General features: G+C 59.8%; 24 protein-coding genes and 3 pseudogenes. 20 read left to right on the top strand and 7 right to left on the bottom strand.

What is annotated here, in order from left to right:
* Nucleotides 1–177 precede the first annotated feature (177 nt).
* From BDD18_RS21015 to BDD18_RS21050, 9 genes are all read left to right on the top strand, one after another.
* Complete coding sequence (locus tag BDD18_RS21015; RefSeq protein ID WP_142085747.1) at nt 178–495, top strand: helix-turn-helix domain-containing protein; 318 nt, start codon at nt 178–180, stop codon at nt 493–495.
* A 36-nt stretch (nt 496–531) separates the two neighbouring features.
* Complete coding sequence (locus tag BDD18_RS21020; RefSeq protein ID WP_142085749.1) at nt 532–1854, top strand: type II toxin-antitoxin system HipA family toxin; 1323 nt, start codon at nt 532–534, stop codon at nt 1852–1854.
* Between the two features lie 43 nt (nt 1855–1897).
* Nucleotides 1898–2062: a hypothetical protein gene (locus BDD18_RS22215; protein WP_156451518.1), complete on the top strand. Its 165-nt coding sequence runs from the start codon at nt 1898–1900 to the stop codon at nt 2060–2062.
* 80 nt (nt 2063–2142) lie between these two features.
* The gene (locus BDD18_RS21025; protein WP_142085751.1) at nt 2143–5022 is read left to right on the top strand and encodes a phospholipase D-like domain-containing protein; all 2880 of its coding nucleotides are present in this window, start codon (nt 2143–2145) and stop codon (nt 5020–5022) included.
* 33 nt (nt 5023–5055) lie between these two features.
* Complete coding sequence (locus tag BDD18_RS21030) at nt 5056–5727, top strand: YkgJ family cysteine cluster protein (protein ID WP_142085753.1); 672 nt, start codon at nt 5056–5058, stop codon at nt 5725–5727.
* A gap of 215 nt (nt 5728–5942) precedes the next feature.
* Nucleotides 5943–6791 (top strand): IS5 family transposase, encoded by an 849-nt coding sequence (locus BDD18_RS21035; RefSeq protein ID WP_142085756.1) that lies wholly within the window; start codon nt 5943–5945, stop codon nt 6789–6791.
* 138 nt (nt 6792–6929) lie between these two features.
* A complete protein-coding gene (locus tag BDD18_RS21040) occupies nt 6930–7277 on the top strand; it encodes an H-NS histone family protein (protein ID WP_142085758.1) in 348 nt (115 codons plus the stop codon).
* 250 nt (nt 7278–7527) lie between these two features.
* Nucleotides 7528–7710 (top strand): RES family NAD+ phosphorylase, encoded by a 183-nt coding sequence (locus tag BDD18_RS21045; protein WP_211360861.1) that lies wholly within the window; start codon nt 7528–7530, stop codon nt 7708–7710.
* Nucleotides 7711–7769: 59 nt separating this feature from the next.
* Nucleotides 7770–8555 (top strand): hypothetical protein, encoded by a 786-nt coding sequence (locus BDD18_RS21050; RefSeq protein ID WP_142085760.1) that lies wholly within the window; start codon nt 7770–7772, stop codon nt 8553–8555.
* A 29-nt stretch (nt 8556–8584) separates the two neighbouring features.
* Here the strand turns inward: BDD18_RS21050 and BDD18_RS21055 are convergent, their stop codons facing one another.
* Entirely contained in the window at nt 8585–9145 is a 561-nt protein-coding gene (locus BDD18_RS21055) for a hypothetical protein (protein ID WP_142085762.1), read from the bottom strand.
* A gap of 139 nt (nt 9146–9284) precedes the next feature.
* The gene (locus tag BDD18_RS21060) at nt 9285–10061 is read right to left on the bottom strand and encodes a hypothetical protein (RefSeq protein WP_142085763.1); all 777 of its coding nucleotides are present in this window, start codon (nt 10059–10061) and stop codon (nt 9285–9287) included.
* A gap of 210 nt (nt 10062–10271) precedes the next feature.
* On the opposite strand from BDD18_RS21060, the pseudogene BDD18_RS21065 reads away from it, so the two are divergent.
* A pseudogene (locus BDD18_RS21065) lies at nt 10272–10553 on the top strand (transposase); the annotation flags it as partial.
* 211 nt (nt 10554–10764) lie between these two features.
* Here the strand turns inward: BDD18_RS21065 and istB are convergent.
* Nucleotides 10765–11550, bottom strand: a complete 786-nt coding sequence (gene istB, locus BDD18_RS21070; RefSeq protein ID WP_024815605.1) for an IS21-like element helper ATPase IstB — start codon at nt 11548–11550, stop codon at nt 10765–10767.
* Nucleotides 11543–13069 carry an IS21 family transposase gene (gene istA / locus BDD18_RS21075; RefSeq protein WP_142085765.1) on the bottom strand — a complete coding sequence of 509 codons (1527 nt, stop codon included), beginning with the start codon at nt 13067–13069 and terminating at the stop codon, nt 11543–11545. Before istA ends, istB begins: the two co-directional genes overlap by 8 nt.
* Before the next feature lie 119 nt (nt 13070–13188).
* On the opposite strand from istA, the pseudogene BDD18_RS21080 reads away from it, so the two are divergent.
* Nucleotides 13189–13721: pseudogene (locus BDD18_RS21080) on the top strand (IS5 family transposase); the annotation flags it as partial.
* 182 nt (nt 13722–13903) lie between these two features.
* On the opposite strand, the pseudogene BDD18_RS21085 reads toward BDD18_RS21080, so the two are convergent.
* Nucleotides 13904–14259, bottom strand: a pseudogene (locus tag BDD18_RS21085) (transposase); the annotation flags it as partial.
* Between BDD18_RS21085 and BDD18_RS21090 the strand changes: the two are divergent.
* The 5 genes from BDD18_RS21090 to BDD18_RS21110 all read left to right on the top strand — a co-directional run bounded on the left by BDD18_RS21090 (nt 14258) and on the right by BDD18_RS21110 (nt 18865).
* The gene (locus BDD18_RS21090) at nt 14258–14929 is read left to right on the top strand and encodes a DUF1845 domain-containing protein (RefSeq protein ID WP_244939186.1); all 672 of its coding nucleotides are present in this window, start codon (nt 14258–14260) and stop codon (nt 14927–14929) included. The pseudogene BDD18_RS21085 and the gene BDD18_RS21090 sit on opposite strands and share 2 nt — an antisense overlap.
* A 389-nt stretch (nt 14930–15318) precedes the next feature.
* Complete coding sequence (locus BDD18_RS21095) at nt 15319–15555, top strand: helix-turn-helix transcriptional regulator (RefSeq protein WP_142085767.1); 237 nt, start codon at nt 15319–15321, stop codon at nt 15553–15555.
* 497 nt (nt 15556–16052) lie between these two features.
* A complete protein-coding gene (gene panC, locus BDD18_RS21100) occupies nt 16053–16895 on the top strand; it encodes a pantoate--beta-alanine ligase (protein ID WP_142085768.1) in 843 nt (280 codons plus the stop codon).
* Between the two features lie 128 nt (nt 16896–17023).
* Nucleotides 17024–17545, top strand: a complete 522-nt coding sequence (locus BDD18_RS21105; RefSeq protein WP_016448277.1) for a GNAT family N-acetyltransferase — start codon at nt 17024–17026, stop codon at nt 17543–17545.
* A 345-nt stretch (nt 17546–17890) separates the two neighbouring features.
* On the top strand, nt 17891–18865 hold the full coding sequence (locus BDD18_RS21110) for an IS5 family transposase (protein WP_142081884.1): 975 nt from the start codon (nt 17891–17893) through the stop codon (nt 18863–18865).
* 261 nt (nt 18866–19126) lie between these two features.
* Here BDD18_RS21110 and BDD18_RS21115 read toward each other — a convergent pair whose 3' ends face one another.
* Entirely contained in the window at nt 19127–19540 is a 414-nt protein-coding gene (locus BDD18_RS21115; RefSeq protein WP_170207442.1) for a LysR family transcriptional regulator substrate-binding protein, read from the bottom strand.
* Here BDD18_RS21115 and BDD18_RS21120 point away from each other — a divergent pair.
* Entirely contained in the window at nt 19517–20122 is a 606-nt protein-coding gene (locus tag BDD18_RS21120) for a Bug family tripartite tricarboxylate transporter substrate binding protein (RefSeq protein ID WP_170207443.1), read from the top strand. The genes BDD18_RS21115 and BDD18_RS21120 overlap by 24 nt on opposite strands.
* 237 nt (nt 20123–20359) lie before the next feature.
* Here BDD18_RS21120 and BDD18_RS21125 read toward each other — a convergent pair whose 3' ends face one another.
* Nucleotides 20360–20899: a TetR/AcrR family transcriptional regulator gene (locus tag BDD18_RS21125; RefSeq protein WP_199865951.1), complete on the bottom strand. Its 540-nt coding sequence runs from the start codon at nt 20897–20899 to the stop codon at nt 20360–20362.
* 382 nt (nt 20900–21281) lie between these two features.
* On the opposite strand from BDD18_RS21125, the gene BDD18_RS21130 reads away from it, so the two are divergent.
* From BDD18_RS21130 to BDD18_RS21140, 3 genes are read left to right on the top strand one after another with little or no spacing between them, the layout of a single operon-like run.
* The gene (locus BDD18_RS21130; protein WP_142085773.1) at nt 21282–23027 is read left to right on the top strand and encodes a DUF1302 domain-containing protein; all 1746 of its coding nucleotides are present in this window, start codon (nt 21282–21284) and stop codon (nt 23025–23027) included.
* A gap of 18 nt (nt 23028–23045) precedes the next feature.
* Complete coding sequence (locus BDD18_RS21135) at nt 23046–24410, top strand: DUF1329 domain-containing protein (protein WP_142085775.1); 1365 nt, start codon at nt 23046–23048, stop codon at nt 24408–24410.
* Between the two features lie 38 nt (nt 24411–24448).
* Entirely contained in the window at nt 24449–25546 is a 1098-nt protein-coding gene (locus BDD18_RS21140; RefSeq protein ID WP_142085777.1) for a WD40/YVTN/BNR-like repeat-containing protein, read from the top strand.
* Nucleotides 25547–25565: the final 19 nt, after the last annotated feature.

The following is a 25565-nucleotide window of genomic DNA, read 5'->3' on the forward strand; positions in this document are numbered from 1 at the left end:
CAGCACCTCAAGGGCATGAAGGTAGTAAGCCCAGCTCATGAAACCGCCCGAGGGCGGTTTTTTTGTAACTTAAATTTTGTTTGATGTGCTCAGCGATAGTTAAATACTGTTTGTGTCGGGCGTACATCTGCGATATAAAACTATTGTTTCTCTCACAAGACAATAGTTGAGTTATCCATGAAGACACTCCAGGAGTTCGCCGACGCCCTCACCGAGGCGCAAAAGGCACGCAAACTGACCGCCAGGGAGTTGGCTGATTCGGTGGGGCTGTCTGATTTGTCTGTGCGCAAGATACTGTCGGGCCAAACAGCACCCCGCCTCACGAACGCAATGGCTCTGGCCTCTGAGCTGGGGTTTGAGCTGGTACTGGTACCCAAGGAGGTTGTGCAGTCCATCTCAGGAGCCCCCAAGAAGCCTCGCTCAGTGCTGAGCAATGTAGAGCGGCGCTTGAGTTTGGCCAGAAAGTTCGGCGAAGACGACCAGGGCGACAAGTAAATCGCTACCACCCTCCACCCACGAAAGACTCTCTCCATGCGGTACCGCGCTCTTGATGTGTTTCTGGGCCCCAAGAAGCGCCTGGTTGGTCGGTTGTTCCAGTACGGCACGGGCAGTGGGGCGATCACTCGCCTCATTCCCGACAAAAGGTTCTGGGCCGATGACAACGCGCCTGTGCTGTCGCAAAACGCATTGGTGGACGACCCCATAGAGCGCGCGACGTTTGTGGCCGAGTACGACCGCCAGCCTTTTTTCAACGGGGTGGGGGAGGGATTGCCGCCCTTTTTCAAGAACCTGCTGCCCGAGGGGCCCCTGCGCCGTCACCTGGAGCTGATTGGCAAGCTGGACAAGGGCGATGACTTCGGGCTGCTGAGCGTGTGCGGTACGGACTTGCCGGGGGCTGTGTATGTGCAGCAGGCGCCGCTTGACCGCAAGAGCGTGGCCGAGGTGGTGACCCAAGGCAATGATGCGCTGGAGATGACGGTGACGCCGGTACCGCTGCCCGAGGCTACTTCCTTGTCCGGGGTGCAGCCCAAACTCTCCCTGGTGCAGGAGCGCGGGCGCTACGTGGCCAGGACGAAGGATGCCAAAGGCGTGCACATCATCGCCAAGCTGCCCACGGTGGAATACCCGCTCCTGCCCCAAACCGAGGAGCTGTCGATGCGCATGGCAGCAGCGTGCGGGGTGGATGTGTGCCATGTGGAGCTGGCCCCGCTGGAGAACATCGAGGCCGATCAGCCTTTTGTGCTGGGCGAGGGCAAGCAGTTCTTGGCGGTTCGCCGCTTTGACCGCACGGCAACCCAGCACATCCACTGCGAGGACTTTGCCCAGATTCTGGGGATTCCACCGGAGGAGAAATACAACCATCCCCTTGCCAGCTACGGATCCATCCTCAACCTTTTGATGCTCACGCCAGGGCTCGGTGTGGAGCCAGCCCTTGAGATGGTGCGACGCATTACGGTGAACGATCTGCTGGGCAACTTTGATGGGCATGTCAAAAACTACGGTCTCCTGTACCGCGATGGCCGCACGCCCGAGCTATCCCCAGCCTATGACGTAGTTGCGTATGCGGCCTACCAGGGCGGGGCAGGGCATGCGTTGCGCCTGAGCCCCCAGAGCGAAAAACACGCCCGCGTGACGCCCATGGAGGTTCGCAAGCTGTGCAATGCCGTGCCGGGGCTGCTGGAGCCCAAGGTAAACGCCGTGATTCGGGACACGGTGAACAAGGCAGCCAAGGCATGGCCCGACATGATTGCCGAGTCCTCCTTGCTGCCAGCGCAGAAAGAGCGCCTGCTGAGCCATTTTGAGGCCGCGCCGCTGATCCAGTCCTTGCGAAAACGGCAGTCCAAGAAGTCATGAGCTCCGAGAGCCCCGAACAAGTCATCAACCGAGAGGAGTAGCTATGCGCATCGAAGTCAGAGCAGTTGTCGAGGTACCGGACAACACGCCCATGGAGGCGATTGAGGAATGGGTGCAGTACGAGCTGGGCGCGGGAGGGATGGCCCAGAGCAACCCCCTGTCTGACCACAGCCTGCATTGCCTCAGTGTGGATGTTCGGGAGGCATAGGTTGCACCACGAGCACACAGCCACGACTACGTGGCTGAAGTGACGGGCGAGAAGCGCCTCAAGATCAACCGAGGGGAAGAATGCAGCGACTGCTTTATCACGCACCAGACAACCCGAATCAGGAATCGCCCTTTGACCGTGCCATCGTGCAGGTTGTGCAGGGCCAGAACGTGAGTATTGTCAGCCCCTACATTGGCCTGGAGTACCTCCACCGATTGATCGGGCTGTCGGCTTCATGGCGGCTGATTTCGGATGTGCTGGAGTGGCTATCAGCAACACCTGTCAGAGAACGTGGCGCGGTATATGAGTTCCTGAAAACTCACTATGGCCTGGTGCACCACTACCCTGCGATCCACGCAAAGGCCGTTGTCAGCCGCGTGGGGGCGTACACCGGCTCTGCGAATCTGACGGATGCGGGTGTGTTGCGGCGCACAGAGTTTGGCGTGCTTCTGACGGATCCCTGCCAGGTAAGCGAAGTCCAGCAATGGTTTGACGACATCTGGGTCCAGACATCACCACCACCTCTTCAGAGCGTTCAGGAGCTGATTGCCGAGCTGAATCAAATCTCGCACGTAGCTGCTGATTTTGCGGATCTGAAGGCTACCCAGCTGGAGTCAGGTGCGCGGCGAGTGCGGGCCAAGCTGGTGAAGATCCTGGGGCATGAGCCCGTGGCTATCAGCGCACGGGGGGCTCAATCACTCAGCAGTGGCTCCCTTGCCCCGGCGCCCGCGACTTCGGCTGCAGACAAAACAGCCGTCACGGTCCTGCAAACACCTTCGACTGAGCCCTCCAAGAAAACTCAGCTGATCAGCCCGCCCCCTTCCTCCTCAATAGCCACCCCAACGCCACTGCAGCCCAGTTCATTTGACCTGGATGCGGAGATTGAGGCGTATGTGGGCCGAAACGCAGTGCAGGGCTTCACCTTCGAGCAACTGCACGAGACCATGCGCAGTAAATCGCCAGCATTGACCCGCCGCGAGACTTACTTCGCAATTCTGGAGTCATGTGCATCGCACCCTAGAGCGCTGTTCTCAGCCGATGCGGTAAACCGACTGGTCTACCAGGACGGTAGGTTCGTGCAGAGCAGCAAGGAGCTGCTGAGTGCGGCGCTGAAACCTCTGGATGACATGGTTGCAGCATTCATTGATGACCTCTCCTTTGATGAGCCGACCGCCACGAGCGTCACCACCGGCAAGCAGGAGATGGTGTTGGCGGGGATGAAGCAAGCTGGTTTTGTGGAGGAGGTGGGCGATGGGCTCCAACTGGCCCATGACGCCCTATGGAGTCCTCGATTGAAGCTGTTGGAGCGCGCTCACATCAGATGGGCCAACCGCCTAGCGCAGCGTAGTTTCAAAAGAGCCCCAGGGCCAATGCTGGAAGGTGCCTCTCTGGGCTTATCGCACCTGGCAGAGACAAGCGTGCAAGCGCCAGTCGTGGAGCCAGCAGTGGAATCGATGGCAGAGGGCACAGATTCCCAAGAGGTAGTGAACGAGAGCCGCGATCACAAGAAGGATATTGTTTTCTCTCATCTGGCCAAGATGCGCCACAGCATGGGGGAGAAGATCAATGTTCTGATGTATTCCCTCATCACAGACCTAGTGATCAAATCAGGTCTCAGCGGGGATGATGTGACGAGGCTTCTTAATGGCACATATCCCATGTACCGTAGCCCGTTCCTAGCGATGGTTACCAGCAATATTCGCACCGTGGATATCGTTGCTGACCTTGACGGTAACCCGCATCTGCAGAGTCTTCCCTTGACGCGGCGAGAGATCGAAAACTCGCCCACACTGCGAGGCCTGCAGTCTCCAGCGCGACCGACCGCTCTCACCACCGCATCAGCGCCAAAGGCGGTGCGAGTCCGATTGAAGACCATCAATGACGCGGACGAGGATTACCTGCAGATAGTTCGCTGGATTTTCACCACAAAGCCAACTGCGAAGCCTTCGACGGATAACCAATTGCTCAGGACTCTCGAAGCAAGTGGTGTGTATCGAGACAACCTTAGACGTTTGCTTTTTGACCGAGCAACCAGGTTTCCAAAGTTGTTTACGCACCTGCGCAATTCAAAGTTACTCAAACTGATTCAATCCAGCCTTGTCCACTACCCCAATACCCATTCGTTTCTTCAGCGTGTGGTGTGGCAATCAGGCACCGTACACCCGTGGTTGGAGAACACGGAGCAAAGGCGTGCAGAGTTGACCGAGGAAGTGAGGGCCTCGGTTCAGGGTGAACTACGACAGTCACATTCAAAACGGGACACGGCTTACCGCAAACTTTTCGCTTTCATCTCAAATCGCATTCCCGCTCGCGAACGATTCAAAACCACTGATGAATTGGTGATGAAGTTAACGCAATCGAAGCTAGACCGGTTCGCTATCGAATATCTCCTGGGCATTGATGGCACGCCTCCCGGCCAGTTGATGCGTGTGAAAGAGGGTAAATCTTGGTTCTATATCGAGACGGACGAGCAGGCTCTAGCCTCGTACAAGAAATGCAGAACGTTTGTTGAAGAGGTGATCAAGCGAGGCGCCCACCTGCTGCACCCGTGGCTGAAAGCCCCTTCCGAGCAACAAGGGCAGGCCCGCGCTCCATCAATGTCAGGTGCTGCTCAGGCTCTATTTGCCCCCCTTCAATGGGAAGACAGGCAGCATCTTGAACTCGACACCATGTATGTAGAGCTTGCCAAGCTGTTCAATGAAAGGCCGCCAGCCGCCCTGGGTCTGCATGACCATCAGATGCAATTTAGAGAGGCTGCAATAGCCCAGTACCTCAAGGTATGTGAGCTCAGGAAATCCTCTGGCAACAAACACGAGCCCGTGCTTTCGTTGGAAATTCATGATGGTGAGCAGCCCACAGTCGAAGTCGTGATCTACCGTGGGTACCGTGCTTATATCCACCAGTACCCCAAGCTGCAGCGTTACCTTGCCAATTCAGCAATGAAGCTCAGGCAAGTTTGAATGGTCACGCGTGTGAAATGAAGAGGATCCCTTGTGAATGAAAACGCCTTCCAAGCACCAGCGGTTGAGGTGCAACGTCGCACCCCTGAGGTGTTGCAGCGGATCGAGGAGCGCTGCGCGGGGCTCCTGCCGCGTGTCGAAGCCAAGATGAAGACCCTCAGCGGGCGTGATCGCAGGCCTGAAGCACGCCTGGTGGACCAAGCGGCGCAGGCAGGGACGGTGGCCAAGCGGGTGATGTGGCTCAGAAAAGCGGCTGACTACCTCCAAGAGGGTGCCGCGCACCTTGCGGCGTGCCGCAAGGGCTGCTCTCACTGCTGCCACATCTCGGTCATGGTTTCGCGCGCCGAGGCGCAAGTGATTGCCAGAGAGACTGGAGCCCACCTCAACACGGATGCTGGCCAGTTCACGATGCAGGGCTTTGAAGAGCAGAGCGAAACGATAAGGGCCGCAACCCTGCAGGCCTACGGCGCTGCGTGCACGTTCCTGCGAGAGGGCTCTTGCAGCATCTATTCCAGCCGACCGCTTCAATGCAGGCTACTGCTGAACATGGATGATGACGATCTCCTGTGCCAGCTTATCGAAAACGGTGATTCCAACGTGCCATACCTGAACACCACCGAGCATCACATCGCGTCAGTGACCGTCTTGGGGGCTCACCAGGACTACGACGACTTGCGCAACTGGTTTCCGAGTGGCCTCGCCTGATCGACTTGGAGGGGACTTTGCTATCTGGAGTCCGTTTAGCAATGGTTTCGTGGCCCAGGCAACAGTGCGTGCCCCTGGAGATTCATCTATTACCCATTGACGTTCTTCGCCCTCGGTATCTCAGGAGCCGCGAAGAACATACCGTGTATTGCTTCTTCCCTTAAGGCAATGCTGATTAAGGTCCACCGTTGTGGGGTTTAAACCGTTATCTGCACATGAAGCAGCAGACCTTGGCAATGGCCGCAGATCAAGACAGCGGATTCGAGCAACCGCGCAAGCCCACCCGACGCGAAGAGTTTTTGCAAGCCATGGATGCCATCGTGCCGTGGGCCGCGCTCTGCCAGGTGATAGAGCCGCACTACCCCAAGGCAGGCAATGGCCGCCCGCCCATTGGCCTGGAGCGGATGCTGCGCATCCATTTCCTGCAACACTGGTTCAACCTGGCTGATCTGGCGTGCGAGGAGGCCCTGTATGACAGCGCCAGTCTGCGCCGCTTTGTGGGCATTGACCTGGGTCGCGAACGCGTGCCCGACGCCACCACGCTGCTGAAGTTGCGCAAACTGCTCCATGAGCACAAACTGGGCGAAGCCCTGTTCGCCAAGGTAGGCCAGCAATTGCAGGAGCGCGGCTTCAAGGTCAATACCGGAACCATCGTGGATGCCACCATCATCGCAGCGCCCAGTTCTACCAAGAACGCCGACAAGGCGCGTGACCCCCACATGCATCAGACTCGCAAAGGCCAGCAGTGGTATTTCGGCATGAAGCTGCACATTGGCGTGGACAGTCAAAGCGGGCTGGCGCACAGCGCTGTGGTGACGGCGGCCAACGTGCACGACAAACACCCGCTGCCCGATCTGCTGCATGGCAACGAACAGCGCGTGTACGGCGACTCGGCCTACGCCGGCCAGAAGGCTCTGATCTGGGGCAAAGCGCCCCAAGCCAAAGACTTCACCAAGGTGCGCTATCGCGGGCTGCAAAAGAACGCCACGCGTGCGTTCACGGCCTTGGCGCTGGCCAACATCTACCTTGCCCGAGGGCGCTTGCTGGGACAGGTGCGTCCGTAAGGGCGGGAATCGGGCCTCAAGGCCCCGCGAACAGCCCAAATGGGTGGCACAAGAAGCCACAACGTCCGAAAAACTGCACCATCCAGTGCCGCGCGGCAAATCACGACGGCTTGTTCAGCGTAGCCTTAAATTCAAAATATGCAGGCAGAAATCAAAGAGTTAGACCGTCAGATTGCGGAACTTCAAGCCCGCCGTGACGCGTTGTTCAAAGAGTACAAGAACCAAGCCATCCAAACCGCCCGTCAATTGGTAGAGCAGTACGGCCTGACACCCATTCAAGTCGGTCTGGGCTCCATCAGCAGAAATCCCCTTCAGCCATCGACCAAGCGTCCCACCACCTTCTACGATCCGAACCGTGGCCTTTCCTGGGATGGATCACTGGCTGGCCGTGGCCGCAAACCCGCGTGGATCGTGAAGGCCATCGAAGACAAGACCATTGAGTTCTTCCGCGTGCAGGTGCAGTCTGCCGAACCAGCGCAGGGATGACGGAGTGTGCGGGGCTCAACTCGCTGCTAAAAGCCTGGCGCTACCTGAGTTCATTTCTGTCATCAGATCGCTTTTCGTGACGGCCTTGGTTGCTGGGTCAATGTAGTAGACCAGCGATGGGGGCTTGTCTTCATGGGGTGATGGATGTGCCCGACTCGCTGGGGCCTGAACTCAGAGAGAGCATATCCCTTGCCGAAGCGGCTGCGAAGGCACGCGCTGACGCCGCAGAAGCCTCCAAGAAGGCCATCGAATGACTTCGCACAACGTGGGCGATGCATGGCTCAAAGGGCTCTCCAGTTTGCTCTATCAGGTTCCATCCGTGGTGGTGAGCGAGGAGTACAACGTGCTCATCAATCCGAAGCACCCGGACGCGGGCAAGATCACGGCACGCAAGATCAGGTCATGGCACTACGATCCACGCCTGCGCTCCTGACCAGAGAGGGCTAATCGCGAGCCCCACAGGGGTGCCAGCGCCATCAAGCCATTCATAGCATGACCAGCTCTCACAACCCCCAACGACATCCAAACCAGGAAGCCTCCGCGTTCGTGGACGCCGGGGTGTTCTACGTCAAGACCTTGGCAGACATGGCCAGCAAGCCTAATGCGGCCGTGGCGGTGCAGGCTGACTGGGTGGTGATTCAATCTTGGCTGGGGGCGCAGGGATCGTCCCTCACCCCTGAGGAGCTGGATAGGTTTCGCGTGGGCTGGAAGGCGTACATCGCACGGGGGGTGGCTCCATCGAGGAGGCTGCAGCGCGCTTTTGACTCGATGTCTCGGACTTTGCTCTCCAGCGACCCGGATTGTCGCCAACACAAACCTCCGATTGTTGTGCTGGAGGCGTTTGACCGGTTGCTGGCATCGGATGCGGAGATCCGGGATAAGCTGCTCAGCGATGCTGAGGCGACGCAGGAGTTGGACCTGAGCCTGAGGGCCGCGATGGCAGAAGGACTCATCGTTGCTGCCAAAGATGCGGGGCTGCCCACTGGACCGAGGCTGGACTCTGACTGGTGGCTGCATGACAACCCGGCTTCGAGCGACCCACGGGCCCAGTGGCGCCGGGACAGATCTGCGGAGTGTCGCAGGTGGGTCTTGATCGCGTTGGTGTGGTTTGTCCTGGCCTGGGTGCTGGGGGCTCTGTTTGATCCGCTGGCGCTGGATGACCAGGGCACGCAGAGAATCACAAACTGGGGCGGGGTGGACTGCCTGCTGTGGTTGATGGTGTCGCTGGTGCCGGTGGCTGTCTGGCGCCTGAAGGTGTTCTGCGACCGCTACGTGTGATGGGGGACGTTGAGCCCCTGGCAGTTCAATTAATGAACGCTGTCCACCACCGCCCTTGCAGCGGCTATTTGGCCTCTTATCTTGGCGATTTTGGCTTCAGCGCCCTCGACTTCCGCTCTGCTTGACTGTGGAAGCTTGATTTTTCGGTAAACAAAGGTCGGGATGACGAAGAGAGAAGTCATCCACACCGCTGTGTGGATGTATGACATGGTTTCAGAGGCGCTTGCTGCAATTCCAGCTGTCATCATGCCCGCCATAAAAATTACCGAGGCGAGGATTGCGGTCAATAGTCGGCGTCCACTGCGGGCGCGTCCAATTTTCTCTTGCAGTCTGGCTGTTGCCTGATTGAGGGATTCCTGTGCTGCTGCCAGCTCTTTTTCGAGGCGGGGCAGGGCCAGTTCGGCGGCCGTCTTTTCGGTTCCCTTTTGAACGGCTTGAATGGCGCTTTCTACCCTGCGAAGCGCGACGACACCGCCTGCATGCTCGACTATTTGCGTCGTTCCGCAATAAGCGCACGCAAAACGCTCAAGGTCATCGCCAATCTCCAGCGGGGCAGAGCAGTTCACGCAGTTCAGTTTCACCAGTGCCAATTGAGCCTCCTTTAGGTTATGAACACGAGCCTACCATTTGTGTGTTTGTGTTTCAGCCTCGGCAGAGGCACTTCTGCTGCGGCCGGGTGGGGCCAAGGGTGTCTGTGGAGGTGAGGAGGGGCTCAAGCACTCCCGGCAGTCATTCCCGGCCCAGGCGCAGCCCCGCGAGGAACCCATTGGCAAAGCTGGTGCGCAGCAGAGCCTTCAGATCTTTGTCGCTGGGGTTGCATGAGGGCATCAAGCTGCGGGAGTGTTCTTGCACGTTGGGGTCTTCGGAGTAGCTGGTGGCCAGGATGTCAATCGCGATCCTGAGGTGCGGGGGGATGTCGTCGTCCTCCTGATTGCGCTCTTCCTCGTCCTCTTCGAGCTCTGGGGCTCCATGTTTGAGGGTCAGGAACCAGGAGAAGTAGTCCTTGAACATGTCGCAGCCTGCATGCCCGTGCTCGTCGTGCTCCAGCATGTCTTCGATGAGCCCGTCAATGAACCTGGCAAATCCCGATGGAACGGGCACGGGGCCCTGAAACCCCGGCAAGTCGTTGCGGTTGAGCGCGGCCTCAGCGGGCCCACCACGCGGAAAGAGGATGGTGGTCGGGGTGTAGCCCATGACGGCGAATATCAGCACCCGGTAGCCGTTGAATTGGGATGAGGTGCTTACGGCCTCGAAGGAGGCGAGCAGCTCGTTTTCATGGGTAATCGCTTCGTAGAGCCTGATGACGTTCTTGGCGGTATTCGCCACCAAGAAGCATCCCCCGAGTGGGCGGGCGTGCGCAATTTCTCCATCGCTTAGGTGGATCGCCTCGCGCAGGATCACCAGCTGCTCGGAGGTAATCGGTCCGGTGAGTTTCAGCCAGGCGTTGAAGGTGCGAAGGGGGATTTCGGCCTGACGGCACAGGCCTTTTTTGCCGGTGGGCCACATGGCCGCGAGTTCGTTGAGTCCGAATACTGGCTGGGACAGCAATACGGGTTCGCTGACGGGATGCCTGCGACCTTTTGATTTTTTTCTTCGGTCATGTTGAACGCATTCGGTTATCGAGGCTGCTCCACACCCCTCCTAGTTAATCCCCATCTTAGAGCGGCTAACACGACCCCTAATCGAACCTGATTTGCCGTTAAGATCCGCGCCCTCATGGCTCGTCGTCGCGTTAGCAAAGAGCTGTGGCAGAAGCTGCAGTCGTTGATCCCAGAGTTCATCCCTTCAAGCAAAGGCGGCCCACGCACGCGCGCGGTCAGCGATGAGGATGCATTCCAAGGAATTCTTTATGTTCTGCAGACAGGTATTCCTTGGGAGGACCTGCCGCAATCGCTTGGCCACGGCAGCGGCATGACGTGTTGGAGACGTCTGCGACAGTGGCAAGCTGCAGGAGTCTGGCAGCGCCTGCACATGGCAATGCTGGAACATCTTCGTCAAGACGTGTTGGCGCCGATTCAAAATTGAGCCACCGTGCCGATTGAATTTTGAGCCAGGGCTATTGGCCAACCGGTGAAGGCTGGCTGTGGATAAGTGTAGTGCCTTGAGTTGGTTTGGGTCTCCTTGGTGAACGGCCTCGGTGGTCGTCGTTGAGGGCAAGCCGCGCAGGGCGAAGCCCGTAGCGGCTTGCCCTTGAACCGCTCACCTGGACTCAGAACGGCTCAGCCTTCTTGGCCTGTTCGCGTGCCTTGATGCGTTTCTTGGCCACGGCTGTGCTGTGCATGAACCTGTGGGACTCGTTGCCCGTCTCGACGATGTGGCAGTGGTGCGTGAGTCGATCCAGCAGTGCCGTGGTCATCTTGGCATCGCCGAACACGCTGGACCATTCCTTGAAGTCCAGGTTGGTGGTGATCATCACGCTGGTCTGCTCGTAGAGCTTGCTCAGCAGGTGGAACAGCAAGGCGCCGCCTGCCTGGCTGAAGGGCAGGTAGCCCAGCTCATCAAGGATGACCAGGTCCATGCGCTGCAAGCTCGCTGCGATGCGGCCTGCCTTGCCTTGGGCCTTCTCCTGCTCCAGTGCGTTGACCAGGTCCACCGTGGAGTAAAACCGCACGCGTGAGCCATGGCGCGTGATGCCCGCCACGCCGATGGCCGTGGCCAGATGCGTCTTGCCCGTGCCGGGGCCACCCACCAGCACCACGTTGTGCGCCTGCTCGGTGAACGCCATGCTGGCCAACTGCTCGATGAGCTTTTTGTCCACGGGCGAGCATTCGAAGTCGAAGCCCGCCAGGTCGCGGTGCACGGGGAACTTCGCCGTGTGCATCTGGTAGCTCACTGAGCGCATGGCCCTGTCCGTGACTTCCGCTTGCAGCAGGTGCTCCAGCAGCCAGCGCGAGCTCTCCAGCGTGGCGTGGCCGCCTTGCTTGACCAGGTCCTCCCAGGCCCCGGCCATGCCGTACAGGCGCAGCTCTTTGAACTCCTTGTCCAGCTCACGCATGATCGGCCTCCTGCATGTCGCTGCCAGCGCGCAGGCTGTCATAGCGCGCCGTGTCGGCCAGGGGTGTCTGGCTCACTTGCAGGTTGGTCGCAACCGTCTCGGGCAGGGGCTGCGCTTGCAGGCGGCCGAGCACGTTGATGACGTGCTCGGTGCTCACCCGCCCCGATGGCGGCGCACTCTCCAGGGCCAACTCCACCGCCACCAGCACGGCGTCCAGCCCTTGCTTGGGCACCTCGGCCAGTACCTGCGCCATCACCCTGTCGCCGCCCTCCTGGTGCAGCAAGCCTTTGCGCATGCGCTGCAATGGCTCGGGCAGGTCTGCAAAGGGCGCGCCGTTGCGCAGCGCGCCCGGCTTGCGCTCGATCAGCGGCACGTAATGCTGCCAGTCGTAGCGGGTCTGGTTGCGATCGCTCAGGCGCTCGTGCGTGGCCACCATAGCATCGCCGGCCACCACCACGATCTGCGCCGGGTACAGGTGTGTGCTGACCATTTGCCCCGCCCATTCGCAGGGCACCGAGTAGCGGTTGCGCGCCACCGTCACCAGGCAGGTGCTGCTCACCTTGGCCGGGTTCTCAACATAGCCATCAAAGGCCACCGGCATCGGCATCAGGTGGCTTTGCTCCAGCTCCAGCATCTCGGCGATGCTGAACGCTTTGTGCTGCGGGTGGCGCAGCTCTCGCCACAGAGCCCGGCAGCGCTCGCCCAGCCACGCATTGAGCTCGGTAAAGCTGCCAAAGCGCCGCTGCCCCGCCTCCACCCAGATCCGACGGCGGCTGTCTTGTACGTCCTTCTCCACTCGACCCTTCTCCCAGCCGCTGGCACGGTTGCAAAAGTCAGGGTCGAACAGGTAGTGCGCGCACATGGCCGCAAAGCGCGCGTTGACGACTCGTCCCTTGCCCTTCTTGACCTTGTCCACTGCCGTCTTCATGTTGTCGTAGATGCCACGGCGCGCCACACCGCCCAGAGCCGCGAAGCTGCGTGTGTGCGCATCGAACAGCATCTCGTGGCCCTGGCTGGGGTAGGCCACCAGCCAGAACGCCCCGCTGGCGCACAGCTTCATGTGCGAGACCTGCATGCGGTAGTACACCCCGCCCACCAGCAAGCCGTCTTCGCTCCAGTCGAACTGGAAGGCCTCGCCCAGCTCGAAGGTCAATGGCACAAAGGCTTTGGTGCTCGCCTGTTGGCCTTCACCTTGGCGCCACTTGCGGATGAAGTCCGTTACCCGTGTGTAGCCGCCCTCGTAGCCCGCTGCCTTGATCTGCGCGAACAAGGCCTTGGCCGTGCGCCGCTCCTTCTTGGGCCGCTTGGCATCGGCCTTCAAGGCTTGCATGAGTTCGGCCTCGTACGCCGACAGCTTGGTGGCCTTCGCCGCCTCACGGCGGTACTTGGGCTCGACCGGCTGCGCCTCATCCAGCCACTTGGCCACCGTGTTCCTCGACAGGCCCGTGGCCCTCGATATCTCCCGCTTCGTCTTCTTGTCTCGGCGATGCATCCGCCGAATCTTGCCAATCATGTCCATGGTGATCACCTTCTTCTTCCCACTGCCGCAAAAAGCAGCAGGGTAGGTAAAACACCTGGCTCAGTTTTGGATCGGCATCACCCAAAAAAGTGGCTCAGTTTTCGGTCGGCGTCAACAGTCAAGACGATCAGATCGATTGGGCTCGGGCCAGCATTGATGGCTCGTCAGTTCCAAGCCCCCGGGGGGCCAGGAGACAGGCGCCAACCCTACAGACCGAGGCAAGCTCGGCTGCAAGCGCCATATTGTTGTAGACGCTCGCGGCATTCCTCTAGTTGTGCTGGTCAGTGCAGCAAACAGGCATGACTCTATGTGGTTTGAGAAGTGCCTGGATGCGCTGCCAGCGGTCAAAGGACTCAAAGGCAGGCCACGGCGCAGACCAGCCAAGCTGCATGCAGACAAAGGATATGACTACAAGCGTTGCCGTGACTATTTGAAGCGAAGAGGGATCACCAGTCGCATTGCACGAAAAGGAATAGAGAGCAGCAAGCGTTTGGGCAAACATCGATGGGTTGTAGAGCGCACGCATGGCTGGTTCGCAGGCTTTGGCAAGTTGCGCATCAGATTCGAGCGGCAGCTGCAAACGCATCAAGCGCTACTGTTACTGGCGGCTGCGATCATCTGTTCACGGTTCTTCGTGCAACGGTCGTGTTAGCCGCTCTTAGTCGCTGAGGTTGTGCTCACAACTGCATCCAGCAATAAAAGATTCACTTTGTCACCTTCTTAAAACACTTTGGAAAGTGAGTCCAAACCAGCATTTGGCCCTCAGAAACCCCTGTTTTGAGACGTTTTCATAGGTGGTTGGATTACATATCGCGCCCCTTTCCGGTGGCCGCTGTTCAGCGCCGTGGCGCTGGACTGATAGGGCAGTTGCACCCGCAGTGTCTTCTGGCGTCGGCACAAGGTGCTGAAGTCCGGCACCCGCCAGGCCAGCCCCGCCAGACCAACAGGCTTTCGACCAAGCCAAGGCTTTGGCGCAGGGCCAGGCCAAACAGGCATTTGATGCTCAGGCAGAACTGGATGGCAGCGTCGGAGAAGACCCGCTGTCGACCCCTGCGACCATTGGCAGGGGCGTACCACTGCATGTCTTTGTCCAACCAAATCGTCAGCGACCCTCGTGCCTTCAGCGCGGCGTTGTACGCGGCCCAGTTGGTGGTCTTGTAGCGACCTCTGACTCCCTTGGCTTCACTCATGCGCGCAGCCTATCACCTCGCAAGTGCGGGTTTGTGCAACAAAGCCTACTTCAATACCTTTCAGCTGGGCATCCATTTCATCTCGGTGATCTCACGAACCCGGCTCAATCATGAAGACGTCGCGAAGGTCGAGACGCTCATCCGAGAACAGGTGGACAAGGTTGCCGAGCAACTGAACCAAGCTATTGACGGGGCCGAGGCTCTGTTTAAAGCCAACGGCATCACGAGCGTCGCTACCTATGACACGGTTGCCCTGGAACTGGAGGTTGGCGTGCTGTCCTCCAGCAGTCGCAGGTATCTTGAGATCCTGGGCAAGTTGGATCAATTGATGCCTTTGCTGCAGACCCTGGAAATCCATGAGGTCATCACAGCGCAGGCAGTCGACATCGAGCGGGCTGCGCTCAAACGCAGGGTGCGCGACGTCGCGAACGGTGCCCGAAATCTGGCGTCGCGGTTGCGGCGCGAGATGAATGCACTAGATAGTCGTCGCCCAGCCAGCGACATGGAAACGATGGCAGATGCACAAGAGCCTAGCGGTGGAGCAGGACAGGGTGACGTCGGCAGCCTGACTGAGTTTCCAAGGGAACACGAGGGTCTTGCCGGGGCTGGCGCTGCTACTGGGAGGTTGGAAGACCCAAAGCGCGATGAGCTCACAGCGGATCCCCAGTAGAGAGAAGGCATCGCCATGCACAAACGGAAGCGCTTGCGAGGGTTTTTCTCCGCACTGCTCATACTAGGGCGCCAGCAAGCACGTGAAGCTTGTAGAGTAGACGGCAGCAATGGAGATGCTCATCGGGCCTTCCATTGCCCGCCCAGCAAGATGGGCACGTCGCAGTCGTCACCTGCCTGCTGACAGCCTTGGGAGGCTTCCTGAAGTGTGCTGGCGATTCGTGCATGCGCGCGCGTCGTCCCACGTCTCCCCCTCTTTGCCCGACCGGACCGTCGGCAAAGATGCGTAAGTCCTGCGTTCCTTGGCAGCGGAACCCTTTCGACCAACACCGCTGCGACAGAGCTGGTTATCCCTCAGATCTCGGACATAGATCCGGGAAAGGAATGATCATGCAAGACACTTCTTCGCTTAAGCCCGTGCGCTCCGGCCAGTACACCGATCTCATGACGCTACCCCACACTGGCTTTGTGCGCCAGAGCCTGCTGCTCAGATTCGTACCATTTTCCAAATCAACGCTCTGGAGGCGGGTGAAGGCGGGTCTGTTCCCTGCGCCTGTCCGGATTTCCGTCGGCATAACGGCATGGCGGGCAGAAGATGTCCGTCACTGGATTGCGGAGCAGAAATAGCCGCTTATTGATAGCTGGTAGGCAAGGGGTACATCCCCATTCTCCTGCAAGGTAAGTAGGGGAGGCGGGGCGATACAGCCTCGAATCTATTGCATGAAGGGGCGGAGTAAGACTTGGATCGCTGGCGGTGCAGGGCGAGCGCGAGATGGAGCCAATCCTGAGAGTCTGCGCAAGATTTTGTTTGCAGCGCGAAGTAGAGGGAGAGATCGCTGAGCACACAGTCGGTTGCGTGTCAGCGTGCAAGCGGTCTGTCCGCCTCCGAGAGGAAGTCGGATGATTTCCTTGAAGAATTCCGAGAAAATTCCATATTTGCCAAATTCACGTGCAGGCCCTGCACCCGATCGAAGCCCCTATCGGCGACGAAACGCATGATGTCCCAGCTGCCGCGCAGGGCCGTCCAGCCCCCCGCCGTCCTCGTCGAACGCTAGTCCGTTGACGCGGCCTGAGCCCTTGGCCACCTTCCCCGACAATTAGCTCCGCGCCTGATGAATCCACCCATGCAAATCGTCCACACCATCTCTGACCTGCGCGACGCCCTGGCGGGTCGCGGCCGTCCCGCCTTCGTGCCCACCATGGGCAACTTGCACGACGGCCACTTGGCCCTGGTGCGCCAAGCCAAGCCGTTGGGCAGCGTCATGGTGGTCAGCATTTTTGTCAACAGGCTGCAGTTCCTGCCGCACGAGGACTTCGACAGCTACCCGCGAACGCTGGAAATAGACGCTGGCAAGCTGCACGCCGAGGGCTGCGACGTGCTGTTCGCGCCTGCCGAAAAAGACTTATACCCGCAGCCGCAAACCTTCAAAGTGCAGCCCGATCCGCGACTGGCTGACATCCTGGAGGGACACTTCCGTCCAGGCTTCTTCACCGGCGTGTGCACGGTAGTGATGAAACTGCTGGCCTGCGTGTTCAGCGGCGGCCCGGGCACGGCCGTGTTTGGGCGCAAGGACTACCAGCAGGTCCTGGTGATCCGCCGCATGGTGGAGCAGTTCGCGCTGCCCATCGACATCGTGACCGGCGACACCTGCCGCGCCGGCGACGGTCTGGCGCTGAGTTCGCGCAACGGCTATCTGGAGGAAGCAGAACGTGCCCAGGCCGTGCAACTGAGCCAGGCGCTACGCGCGCTGGCCGATGCGGCGCTGCAGCTAGGCGCCAGCCTGCCCGCGCTGGAGGCCCAGGCGGTGGAGCGCCTGCGCAAGCAGGGCTGGCAGCCCGACTACCTAACCGTGCGCCAGCGCGCTGACTTGCTGCCGCCTGCAGAGGCTCCGCAGCCGGGCCAACTCGTGGTTCTGGGCGCGGCGCGCCTGGGCGGCACGCGGCTGATCGACAACTTGGAATTCTGAGCACCGCACCCCGGCCCGTCCTACTCGCGGTTCATACCTTTCCAGTTTGGAAAAGGACAGTTTTATGGAGCCGCACAGGGGGCGGCTGTGCACACGAACATGAGCAATCAACATACGATGGATACGCCGTGACCCTCAAGATCCGCAACGAAACAGCATCCGATGTAGCGGCCATCGAGGCCGTCACGATAGCGGCGTTCCATGATGCCGAGCACACCAGCCACACTGAGCACTTCATTGTGAACGCGCTGCGTCATGCGGGGCAACTCACGCTGTCGCTGGTGGCTGACGACGATGGAGCGGTGGTCGGCCATGTGGCGATCTCGCCGATACGGCTCTCCATTGGCCCTGCGGATTGGTTCGGCCTGGGGCCGTTGTCGGTCTTGCCGCAGCGGCAGAGGCAGGGGATCGGCGTGCAACTCATGAACCATGCCATAGCGCAACTGCGTTCGATGGGCGCGTCGGGCTGCGTGCTCCTGGGAGATCCGCACTACTACCAACGCTTTGGTTTCAAGGCCGAGAGCGCACTGGTGCTGCCCGATGTGCCGCCTGAGTACTTTTTGGCCATTGCCTTCGAAGGGGCAATTCCGGCGGCTGTGGTGGCCTACCACGATGCATTCAACTTAAAAGCCGCAGAAATGTGCCGCTGAGTCAGCACGGGCGCGGCCTTGAGCTGATTCGGCACACTCACCCTACGGATGAAGCAAAACGTAAGGTGCTGACAACGCGCGGGTCAATTGCCGAGACCCCACAGATGTAGGCGGTGGATACGCTGGGTGGGCGCGTGCGCGTCCAACGGAAGGGAAGCGGGGAGGCCACGCCGCAGGAGCTGCCGCGCGCCATCCATTCAGGGGAGGGAATCGCGCGCGGGCGGCGCAGGCAGCTCACAACTTGTTAGCGTTTCATTGCATGGAGGCTTCGTTTCCCGCACTCTTGAGGCTTACGGCAACGCTGATTAAGGTCCACCGTTGAGGGGGGTCAAACGTTATCCGCAGATGAAGCAGCAGACCCTGGCAATGGCCGCAGATCAAGACAACGGATTCGAGCATTCGCGCAAACCCACCCGACGCGAAGAGTTCTTGCGGACCATGCAGACAATAGTGCCATGGGCCGCTCTGTGTCAGGTGATAGAGCCGCACTACCCCAAGGCAGGCAACGGCCGCCCGCCCATTGGCCTAGAGCGCATGCTGCGCATCCATTTCCTGCAGCACTGGTTCAACCTGGCCGATCTGGCGTGCGAGGAGGCTCTGTATGACAGTGCCAGTCTGCGCCGCTTTGTGGGGATTGACCTGGGTCGTGAACGCGTGCCCGACGCCACCACGCTGCTGAAGTTTCGCAAACTGCTCCATGAGCACAAACTGGGCGAAGCCCTGTTTGCCAAGGTAGGCCAGCAATTGCAGGAGCGCGGCTTCAAGGTCAATACCGGCACCATCGTGGATGCCACGATCATCGCAGCGCCCAGCTCCACCAAGAACGCCGACAAGGCGCGCGACCCCGATATGCACCAGACACGCAAAGGCCAGCAATGGTATTTCGGCATGAAGCTGCACATTGGCGTGGACAGCCAAAGCGGGCTGGCGCACAGCGCCGTGGTGACGGCGGCCAACGTGCATGACAAACACCCTCTGCCCAATCTGCTGCATGGCAATGAGCGGCGCGTGTACGGCGACTCGGCCTATGCCAGCCAGAAAACACTGATAGCGAGCAAAGCCCCCAGGGCCAAGGACTTCACCAACCAGCGCACCCGCCGTGCGGGCGAGGTGGACGAAGTTCAGCGGGCCAAGAACCGCAACAAGTCACGGGTGCGCGCTCGGGTCGAGCATGTCTTTGCGGTGGTAAAGCGCCTGTGGGGATTCACCAAGGTGCGCTATCGCGGGCTGCAAAAGAACGCCACGCGTGCGTTCACGGCCTTGGCGCTGGCCAACATCTACCTTGCCCGAGGGCGCCTGCAGGGACAGGTGCGCCCGTAAGGGTCCGAAAGGGGCTCAAAGGCTCCCGAAACAGGCCCTGTGGGGCAAAGCACAGTATCTTTGCGGGCCATTTGGCATTCAAATGGCTGTGCGATGGATATGACGTTACTTGTTCAGCATTGCCTTACCCAGAGTCAACAACGCCAACAAATGCTCGACGTTTGCGACTGTTCAACGGCATTCAAAATGAATCTCCCGTGAGTGCCAGATGAGCCTTCCCGGCGATAGCAGAGTGAATTCATGGGACGGGTCGCCGTGCCTCTAGCGATTGCGCTGCAGGGGCTGAAAATCGGCAGCCGTCGTGACCTCCCGGATGATGGAGGCGAGCGTGGCCTGGGCGGGATCCAAGGGTGCCCCCTTCAGCCGTACGAGACCAGGCGTGCGCATCGGCGTGGGGCTTTCAAGAGCAATGATCTTGAACCCACTGTCTCCCTGGACTGCATGGCGCGACACAATAGTTGCCAGATGACTCTGGCGTACCGTGCCGAGCATGGCTGTGATGGAGTCAGACTCAGCGCGCACAATGGGCGTCGCCCCCGCAGCAGCAAATGCCTCTTCAATCATGCGCCGCGTGGTGTAGCGCGATGATGGGAGGATCATCTCGCGCCGGTGCAACTCCACCATCCTCATGTGCTTGCGGCTGGCCAGGGGATGTTTCGCGCCCACCAGCAGCACCAGTTCTTCGTTGCACAACGGCTCGAAGCTGAACTGGTGCAATACGCCAAGGACAACCCCGACAAGGTGACCTACGCATCCGCAGGCAACGGCACCACCGGTCACTTGGCGGGAGAACTCGTCAAGGCCATGAGCAATACGAAGATGGTCCATGTGCCATATAAGGAGGGAGCACAGGCCGTCACGTCAGTTATCGGGGGGCAGACCGATTTCATGTTCTACCACCCGGCCGTGGCGATGCCGCAGCTTCAAGCTGGCAAGCTGCGCGCGCTGGGTTTGAGTAGCGTTGCCAAATCACCGGCGGCGCCAGGCGTGAAGCCGCTGGACGAGCAAGGCTTTCCAGGATTCGACTTGACCGGATGGTGGGCCGTTGCCGGTCCGGCCAGCCTGCCACCTGCGGTCATGCAAAAGCAGGTGCAAGCTGGCGACAAAGTCGTCAAGTCGGGAGATTTCCAGACCAGGCTTGCAGCGGTGGGCATTGACCCTCTGGTCATGACACAGCCGGAGTTCGCGCGCTTCGCGGCAAGCGAACTCGAGAAGTGGGGCGGTGTCGTCAGGCTTTCGGGTGCCCAGGTCGATTGACCGCGAGAGCGGCGCGGCCTGATGCGTGCGCGCTCTGATGCGGAGCAGTGCAAGGGCATCGCCCCCCCGGGGCAACGTTGCTGCCCTATGTTGCTGACCGCATTGCGCTGCTCATCGGCCCCGTGCCACCCAGTGGGCAGTTTGTGGGCTCGGGGTCACTGCGGCTTTTGGGTTCAGTACGACGCAGCAGTCATCTCTGAAAGAGATGACTGCTGAATGAACGAAGCGGCCCGATTGTCAGTTTTCAGGCAACCCTACGATCCTGAAAAAGAGCTGCTGCAGGCGCTCGACAACTTGCATGCGGCTGGCGCTTGTTTCGCCAGTCAAGGCGTCACCGACAACACCACGGAGCCCTCCAAGCAGAAAGTCGGCGGTGACTCCTGGATCGACGACGAACCAGGCACCCGCTTCTGTGCCAGCCCCGAGCAATTCCTCGAGATGCTTGCCGATCGCGTTTGGCCTTTTGTCCGGAATGTGCGGGAGAGCATCGAAAAACATGCTAACCAACGGCCCATCGTCAAGAAATCCCGTTGCGGCAGCCTTGACCCAAGCTCCGAGCTTGCCGCCCCAATCTGTTCCAGGCCATTGCCCAGTCGCCCGATCCAGGTTGCCCACATGCAGGGCATGGAACCGCTCGGCCAATGCGATATGGATGTCTTCCTTGGATGAGAAGTACAGGTAGAACGAGCCCTTCGCCACTTTCGCGCTATCAGTGATCTCCCTGATCACGGTAGCGCCCACCCCCTTCTTCAGGAACAACGCCTGGGCGGCATTCATGAGTTCTTCTCGCCGTGCTTCCGGCGGTTTCGTTCGTGGACGTGGCTGAGCTTCTATCTGCATCAAAGGGTGCGTTTCGTGGACCGGCGACCGCAGCGGACTCCATCCCTGATGCTCGACGCTGGATAGCGGCTTCGCCGCCACGCTGGATGCCGACTGCACCGCCTCCATCGGTCTTATTTTAGACGATATGGATAAATTTGTTCAAATTAGGTGAAAACCCGGAATCGGGAAGAAAATTCTAAATGCAGAATCTAAGGCAGCATACAGAATGAAGGCGAGCTGCGCTGGCCAGCCCTGACACCTCAGGGGGACGCATGGGAGGACTGACTGAAGCTTGTGCCAAGTAGCAGGTAAATCCCCAACTGATGGAGACAAACTCATGAAAAATCGACAAACGAGGACGGCTCCCTCCCGGGCCGCAGTGCACATGATTGCCGCTGCAGCGGCATTGGTCGCAACCAGTGGTGCACACGCACTGGAGCTTGACACTGGCAATCCCGACTTCAAGGTGCGTGCCGATGCGACGGTTCGATACAACTTGGGGGTTCGTACCGAGGCACAAGACCAGCGACTGTTGAATTTTGCCACTACCGACGAAGGCAACGCTAAGTTCGGCCGTGGAGATATCGTGTCCAATAGGCTCGATCTTTTGGGGGAGCTTGACCTTAACTACAAAGGGATCTTTGGTGCGCGGATCAGTGCGGCGAGTTGGTATGACCATGCGTACCGCGACAGATCGGTGTCATCGCCAGCGGGGCAGGCGACGTCATACAACAACAACCGATTCAACGACGGGGTCAACCGCTTTATCCACGGCCCTTCCGGTGAAATCCTGGATGCTTTCGTCTGGTCCAATTTCGATCTGGGTTCTGTTCCTGTCAACGTGAAGTTGGGTCGGCACACAGTGCTTTGGGGTGAGGGCATGTTCATCGGTGCGCATGCCATTTCTTACGGGCAGTCGCCTGTGGATGGTGTAAAGGCTGTGTCGAGCCCGGGCATCGAAACCAAGGAAACTTTCCTGCCCATCAATCAGTTGACGTTCAAGGCTCAGGTCACCGATAAGCTGTCGCTTGCGGGTCAATATGCGCTGGACTGGAAATCAACGCGCGTGCCGTATGCCGGCACCTACCTGATGGGGGCTGACAACGCGCCGCGCGTGGATCGATTTGCCCTGACACCCTGCAATCCCGCTCTGGGTCCTTATTCCTGCCTGGCCATGGCCAACACTGCGGCGAAGACATCCGGCGACAAGAATTGGGGACTTTCCGCGCGTCTGGATGTGGATGCCATCGATTCCACGCTGGGCGCCTATTACCGGCAGTTCAACGATACCAATCCGGAAACGGGCATTCAACTCACCAGCTTCGCTCCGGTGTCGGCACCATACAACGCTATCCTGGGGGCGGCGCTGCCGAGTACCTTCAGGTTTGTCTACCCGGCCGCTACCAAGCTCTGGGGGCTGAGTCTTTCCAAGTCTGTGGGGCCGGTGAGCGTTGGCTCCGAAGTGTCCTGGCGCAAGAATGCGCACCTCAACTCCGTTGCCAGCTACACCTCCACCAGCACGGGGGCGACGGGAGACACTTTCCATGCCGTGGTGAACGGCACCTACGGGCTGCCCAAGACACCCCTCTGGGATACCGGTACGCTGATCGGCGAACTCGCGTACAGCCGCCTGCTGAAGGTTACGGGTAACGAGCAGTTGTATCGTGGTGTCGGGTATGCCGGTTGCGTGAGGCTCGGAACGAGCGGTGCCACTGCCCAGCCGGGGGACGTGACCGATACCTGCTCGACCAAGAACTATTGGGAGCTTGCCATGCGCTTCACGCCCCAGTACTTGGGCGTGCTGCCGTCCCTGGATGTGTCCGTCCCGATGACAGTGAGCTACGGCATTAAGGGCTCGGCAGCCACCGGCGGTGGCGGGTTTGAAGGCCTCCTCAAGTGGTCAATCGGCATTGCTGCAACCTACGCAAGCAAGCATGAATTCAGCCTGACCTATGCGGACATGTCCGTGCCGACCAAATACAACGCTGCCGGTACGGCCGCCATTGGTGGCAACGCACTCAACAGCAGCGTGGGCGCAACCGATCGTGGTCGCCTGTTTCTCACCTATAAGACCTCTTTCTGATTCTCTGGAGCTGCAATCATGAAATTCCACAACATCCTGTCGCTGGTTGCCATCGGCCTTGCCGCGCCAGCTTTCGCGGCCGTGACAGCGGAAGAGGCCAAGCAACTGGGCACCACCCTAACCCCGTTCGGAGCGGTCAAGGCAGCTAATGCCGATGGCAGCATCCCCGCCTACACCGGGGGGTTGACCAAGGCTCCTGAGGGCTTCAAGCCGGATAGCGGCTTCTGGACCGATCCGTTCAAAGACGAAAAGCCCGTGCTGCGCATCGACAGCAAGAACATGGCACAGCACGCAGCCTTGCTGAGCGAAGGGCAGAAGCACCTGCTGTCCAAGTACCCAGGGTACTACCTTAATGTGTATCCCACGCACAGAACGGCGGCCTATCCCAAGAAGATTCTGGATGCGACCGTCCGCAATGCGACCACGTGCAAGGCAACCAAAGAGGGCCTTGCCATTGAAAACGCCTGCCGCGGTGGCATCCCGTTCCCCATTCCGAAGACCGGATACGAGGTGATGTGGAACCAAATCCTGCGTTACCAGGGAGAGACCGCGATCACCACTGCGGCCTCCCGCTCCTGGGTGATTGATACTTCGGGCAAGGCCGTGGTGACGGCGGAGCAAGCGACGTTCCAGGACTTTGTGTACTACCAGACCGACGTGGCAGATCGCGATCCGGACATGGCGTGGCGGGTGTATTCGATCAGCAAGGTGCCGGCACGGCGTGCAGGCGAAATGACAGGCTTGGCAGACTATCTCGATCCGGTGGCTCGTCCGCGCAAGGCTTGGAGCTATACCCCGGGCCTGCGCCGTGTGAAGCTCTCACCTGAGTTCGCCTATGACACGCCCGTGGCCAGCATGGGCGGCGTGACTTTGTTCGACGAACTGTTCGTATTCTCCGGCATCATGGATCGCTTCGACTTCAAGCTCATCGGCAAGAAGGAGATGTACATCCAGTACAACGCCTACAAGAATCTGTACGATTGCCCGACGGCCGAAAAGGCTTTGCTGCCGAACCACGTCAATCCGGAGTGCGAGCGCTGGGAAAAGCACCGTGTCTGGGCCGTGGAAGCCACGCTCAAGCCGGGCCAGCGTCATGCGTATTCCAAGCGCATCTACTACTTTGATGAAGATTTGACCGGCGCCGCCAACTACGATGCCTTTGACCAGAATGGTCAGTTGTACCGTAGCCTGTTTCAGGCCGCTTCGCCGATGTACGACAAGCAGATCCCCTTTGCTGCGAAGAATGTGGTGTACGACTTCAACAAGGGCATGTACGTCTATGTCAACGATGTGATGGTGGGAGGCTACAAGGTGCTTCCATCCGCGCGCAGCGAGCGCGAGATGAATCCTGAAGCCATCGTATCGCGGGAATCGGCTCGCTGAGCCTCGTGCATGACCAACCTCGATTGGATCCCCCGGCCATGACTTTCCTGCGTTCTTTCTTTCGTTCGCGTTGGGCTTGCGCCGCGCTCGCTGGCGGGTGTGTGCTGCTGACGGTGCCATGGGTGATCGCAGCGCAAAGCGCAGCCCGCCCGGATCTGATCGATGCACCATCGCGAACTCTGGTGTCGGCGCAGCGGGCGACGGCCAGCGGAGTGGCGAGCCAAGGTGGGCGCACCATTGCGGTGGGTCCGCGCGGCTTGATTCTGCTCTCTAAAGATGGTGGCGTATCCTGGCGTCAAGTCGCCAGCCCGGTTTCTACCGACCTCACCACGGTGCGATTCACTGGTTCCGGCGTGGCGTGGGCCGTGGGGCACGATGCCGTGGCCCTGAGGTCGCCCGATGGCGGCGCCTCGTGGACGCGGGTGCTGGACGGGCGTGCGGTATTGACGCTGCTGCGCGATTCCGCCAAAGGCTCCGAAGAGAGGGAGGCGGAGATCCAGCGGACAGTTGGGCAATCGGCCACGGCGGACGTCTGGCCCGCGCCGTTGCTCGACATTTGGTTCGCTCCCGATGGCCTCACCGGCTTTGCCGTGGGCGGTTTCGGCTTGATCCTGAAAACCAGCGATGCCGGCAACACGTGGCAACCCTGGCTCTGGAAAACCGACAACGACCAGCGGTACCACCTCTATGCACTGGCAGGTGGGGAAGGGGGCGTCTTCGTCGCGGGTGAGCAGGGCCTTGTGATGCATCTCGATGCAACGGCTCAACGCTTCAAGCGTGTGCAGACGCCTTACAACGGCAGTTTCTTCGGGATCGCGCAGTTCGGTGCCCGCTTGCTGGCCTACGGCCTGCGTGGCAATGCCTTTGTCAGCGAGGACGCTGGGCATGCGTGGAAAAAGATCGAGACTGGTCTCGATGCCAATCTTGTGAGTGCGATCGCCCATGGGGATTCCGCTTTTCTGGTGTCGCAGCATGGGAATGTGCTTGCCGTGGATTTTGCTGCTGCCCGCGCCACCCTATATGACCAAGCGCCAGGTGCCGAGGTCTATGACGCCGCGATGACCAACACCCATCGTTTGGCTCTGGCGCGCATGAACGGTGTCGGAGTCATCGCGTTCCCCGCGCAAGGTAAATGAAGGCCGCAGATCCTTTAGA

Origin of the sequence: Acidovorax temperans (assembly GCF_006716905.1) — a bacterium.
Classification (GTDB): domain Bacteria; phylum Pseudomonadota; class Gammaproteobacteria; order Burkholderiales; family Burkholderiaceae_C; genus Acidovorax; species Acidovorax temperans.

Coding starts and splice junctions, on each gene's coding strand:
- BDD18_RS21110 (WP_142081884.1), top strand. CDS start 17,891: ATGAAGCAGCAGACCCTGGCAATGGCCGCAGATCAAGACAACGGATTC.
- BDD18_RS21090 (WP_244939186.1), top strand. CDS start 14,258: ATGCGCGCAGCCTATCACCTCGCAAGTGCGGGTTTGTGCAACAAAGCC.
- panC (WP_142085768.1), top strand. CDS start 16,053: ATGCAAATCGTCCACACCATCTCTGACCTGCGCGACGCCCTGGCGGGT.
- BDD18_RS21125 (WP_199865951.1), bottom strand. CDS start 20,899: ATGAATGCCGCCCAGGCGTTGTTCCTGAAGAAGGGGGTGGGCGCTACC.
- BDD18_RS21140 (WP_142085777.1), top strand. CDS start 24,449: ATGACTTTCCTGCGTTCTTTCTTTCGTTCGCGTTGGGCTTGCGCCGCG.
- BDD18_RS21050 (WP_142085760.1), top strand. CDS start 7,770: ATGACCAGCTCTCACAACCCCCAACGACATCCAAACCAGGAAGCCTCC.
- BDD18_RS21015 (WP_142085747.1), top strand. CDS start 178: ATGAAGACACTCCAGGAGTTCGCCGACGCCCTCACCGAGGCGCAAAAG.
- BDD18_RS21035 (WP_142085756.1), top strand. CDS start 5,943: ATGAAGCAGCAGACCTTGGCAATGGCCGCAGATCAAGACAGCGGATTC.
- istA (WP_142085765.1), bottom strand. CDS start 13,069: ATGGACATGATTGGCAAGATTCGGCGGATGCATCGCCGAGACAAGAAG.
- BDD18_RS21020 (WP_142085749.1), top strand. CDS start 532: ATGCGGTACCGCGCTCTTGATGTGTTTCTGGGCCCCAAGAAGCGCCTG.
- BDD18_RS21130 (WP_142085773.1), top strand. CDS start 21,282: ATGAAAAATCGACAAACGAGGACGGCTCCCTCCCGGGCCGCAGTGCAC.
- BDD18_RS21025 (WP_142085751.1), top strand. CDS start 2,143: ATGCAGCGACTGCTTTATCACGCACCAGACAACCCGAATCAGGAATCG.
- BDD18_RS21095 (WP_142085767.1), top strand. CDS start 15,319: ATGCAAGACACTTCTTCGCTTAAGCCCGTGCGCTCCGGCCAGTACACC.
- BDD18_RS21120 (WP_170207443.1), top strand. CDS start 19,517: ATGTTTCGCGCCCACCAGCAGCACCAGTTCTTCGTTGCACAACGGCTC.
- BDD18_RS21040 (WP_142085758.1), top strand. CDS start 6,930: ATGCAGGCAGAAATCAAAGAGTTAGACCGTCAGATTGCGGAACTTCAA.
- BDD18_RS21045 (WP_211360861.1), top strand. CDS start 7,528: ATGACTTCGCACAACGTGGGCGATGCATGGCTCAAAGGGCTCTCCAGT.
- BDD18_RS22215 (WP_156451518.1), top strand. CDS start 1,898: ATGCGCATCGAAGTCAGAGCAGTTGTCGAGGTACCGGACAACACGCCC.
- istB (WP_024815605.1), bottom strand. CDS start 11,550: ATGCGTGAGCTGGACAAGGAGTTCAAAGAGCTGCGCCTGTACGGCATG.
- BDD18_RS21060 (WP_142085763.1), bottom strand. CDS start 10,061: ATGTGGCCCACCGGCAAAAAAGGCCTGTGCCGTCAGGCCGAAATCCCC.
- BDD18_RS21135 (WP_142085775.1), top strand. CDS start 23,046: ATGAAATTCCACAACATCCTGTCGCTGGTTGCCATCGGCCTTGCCGCG.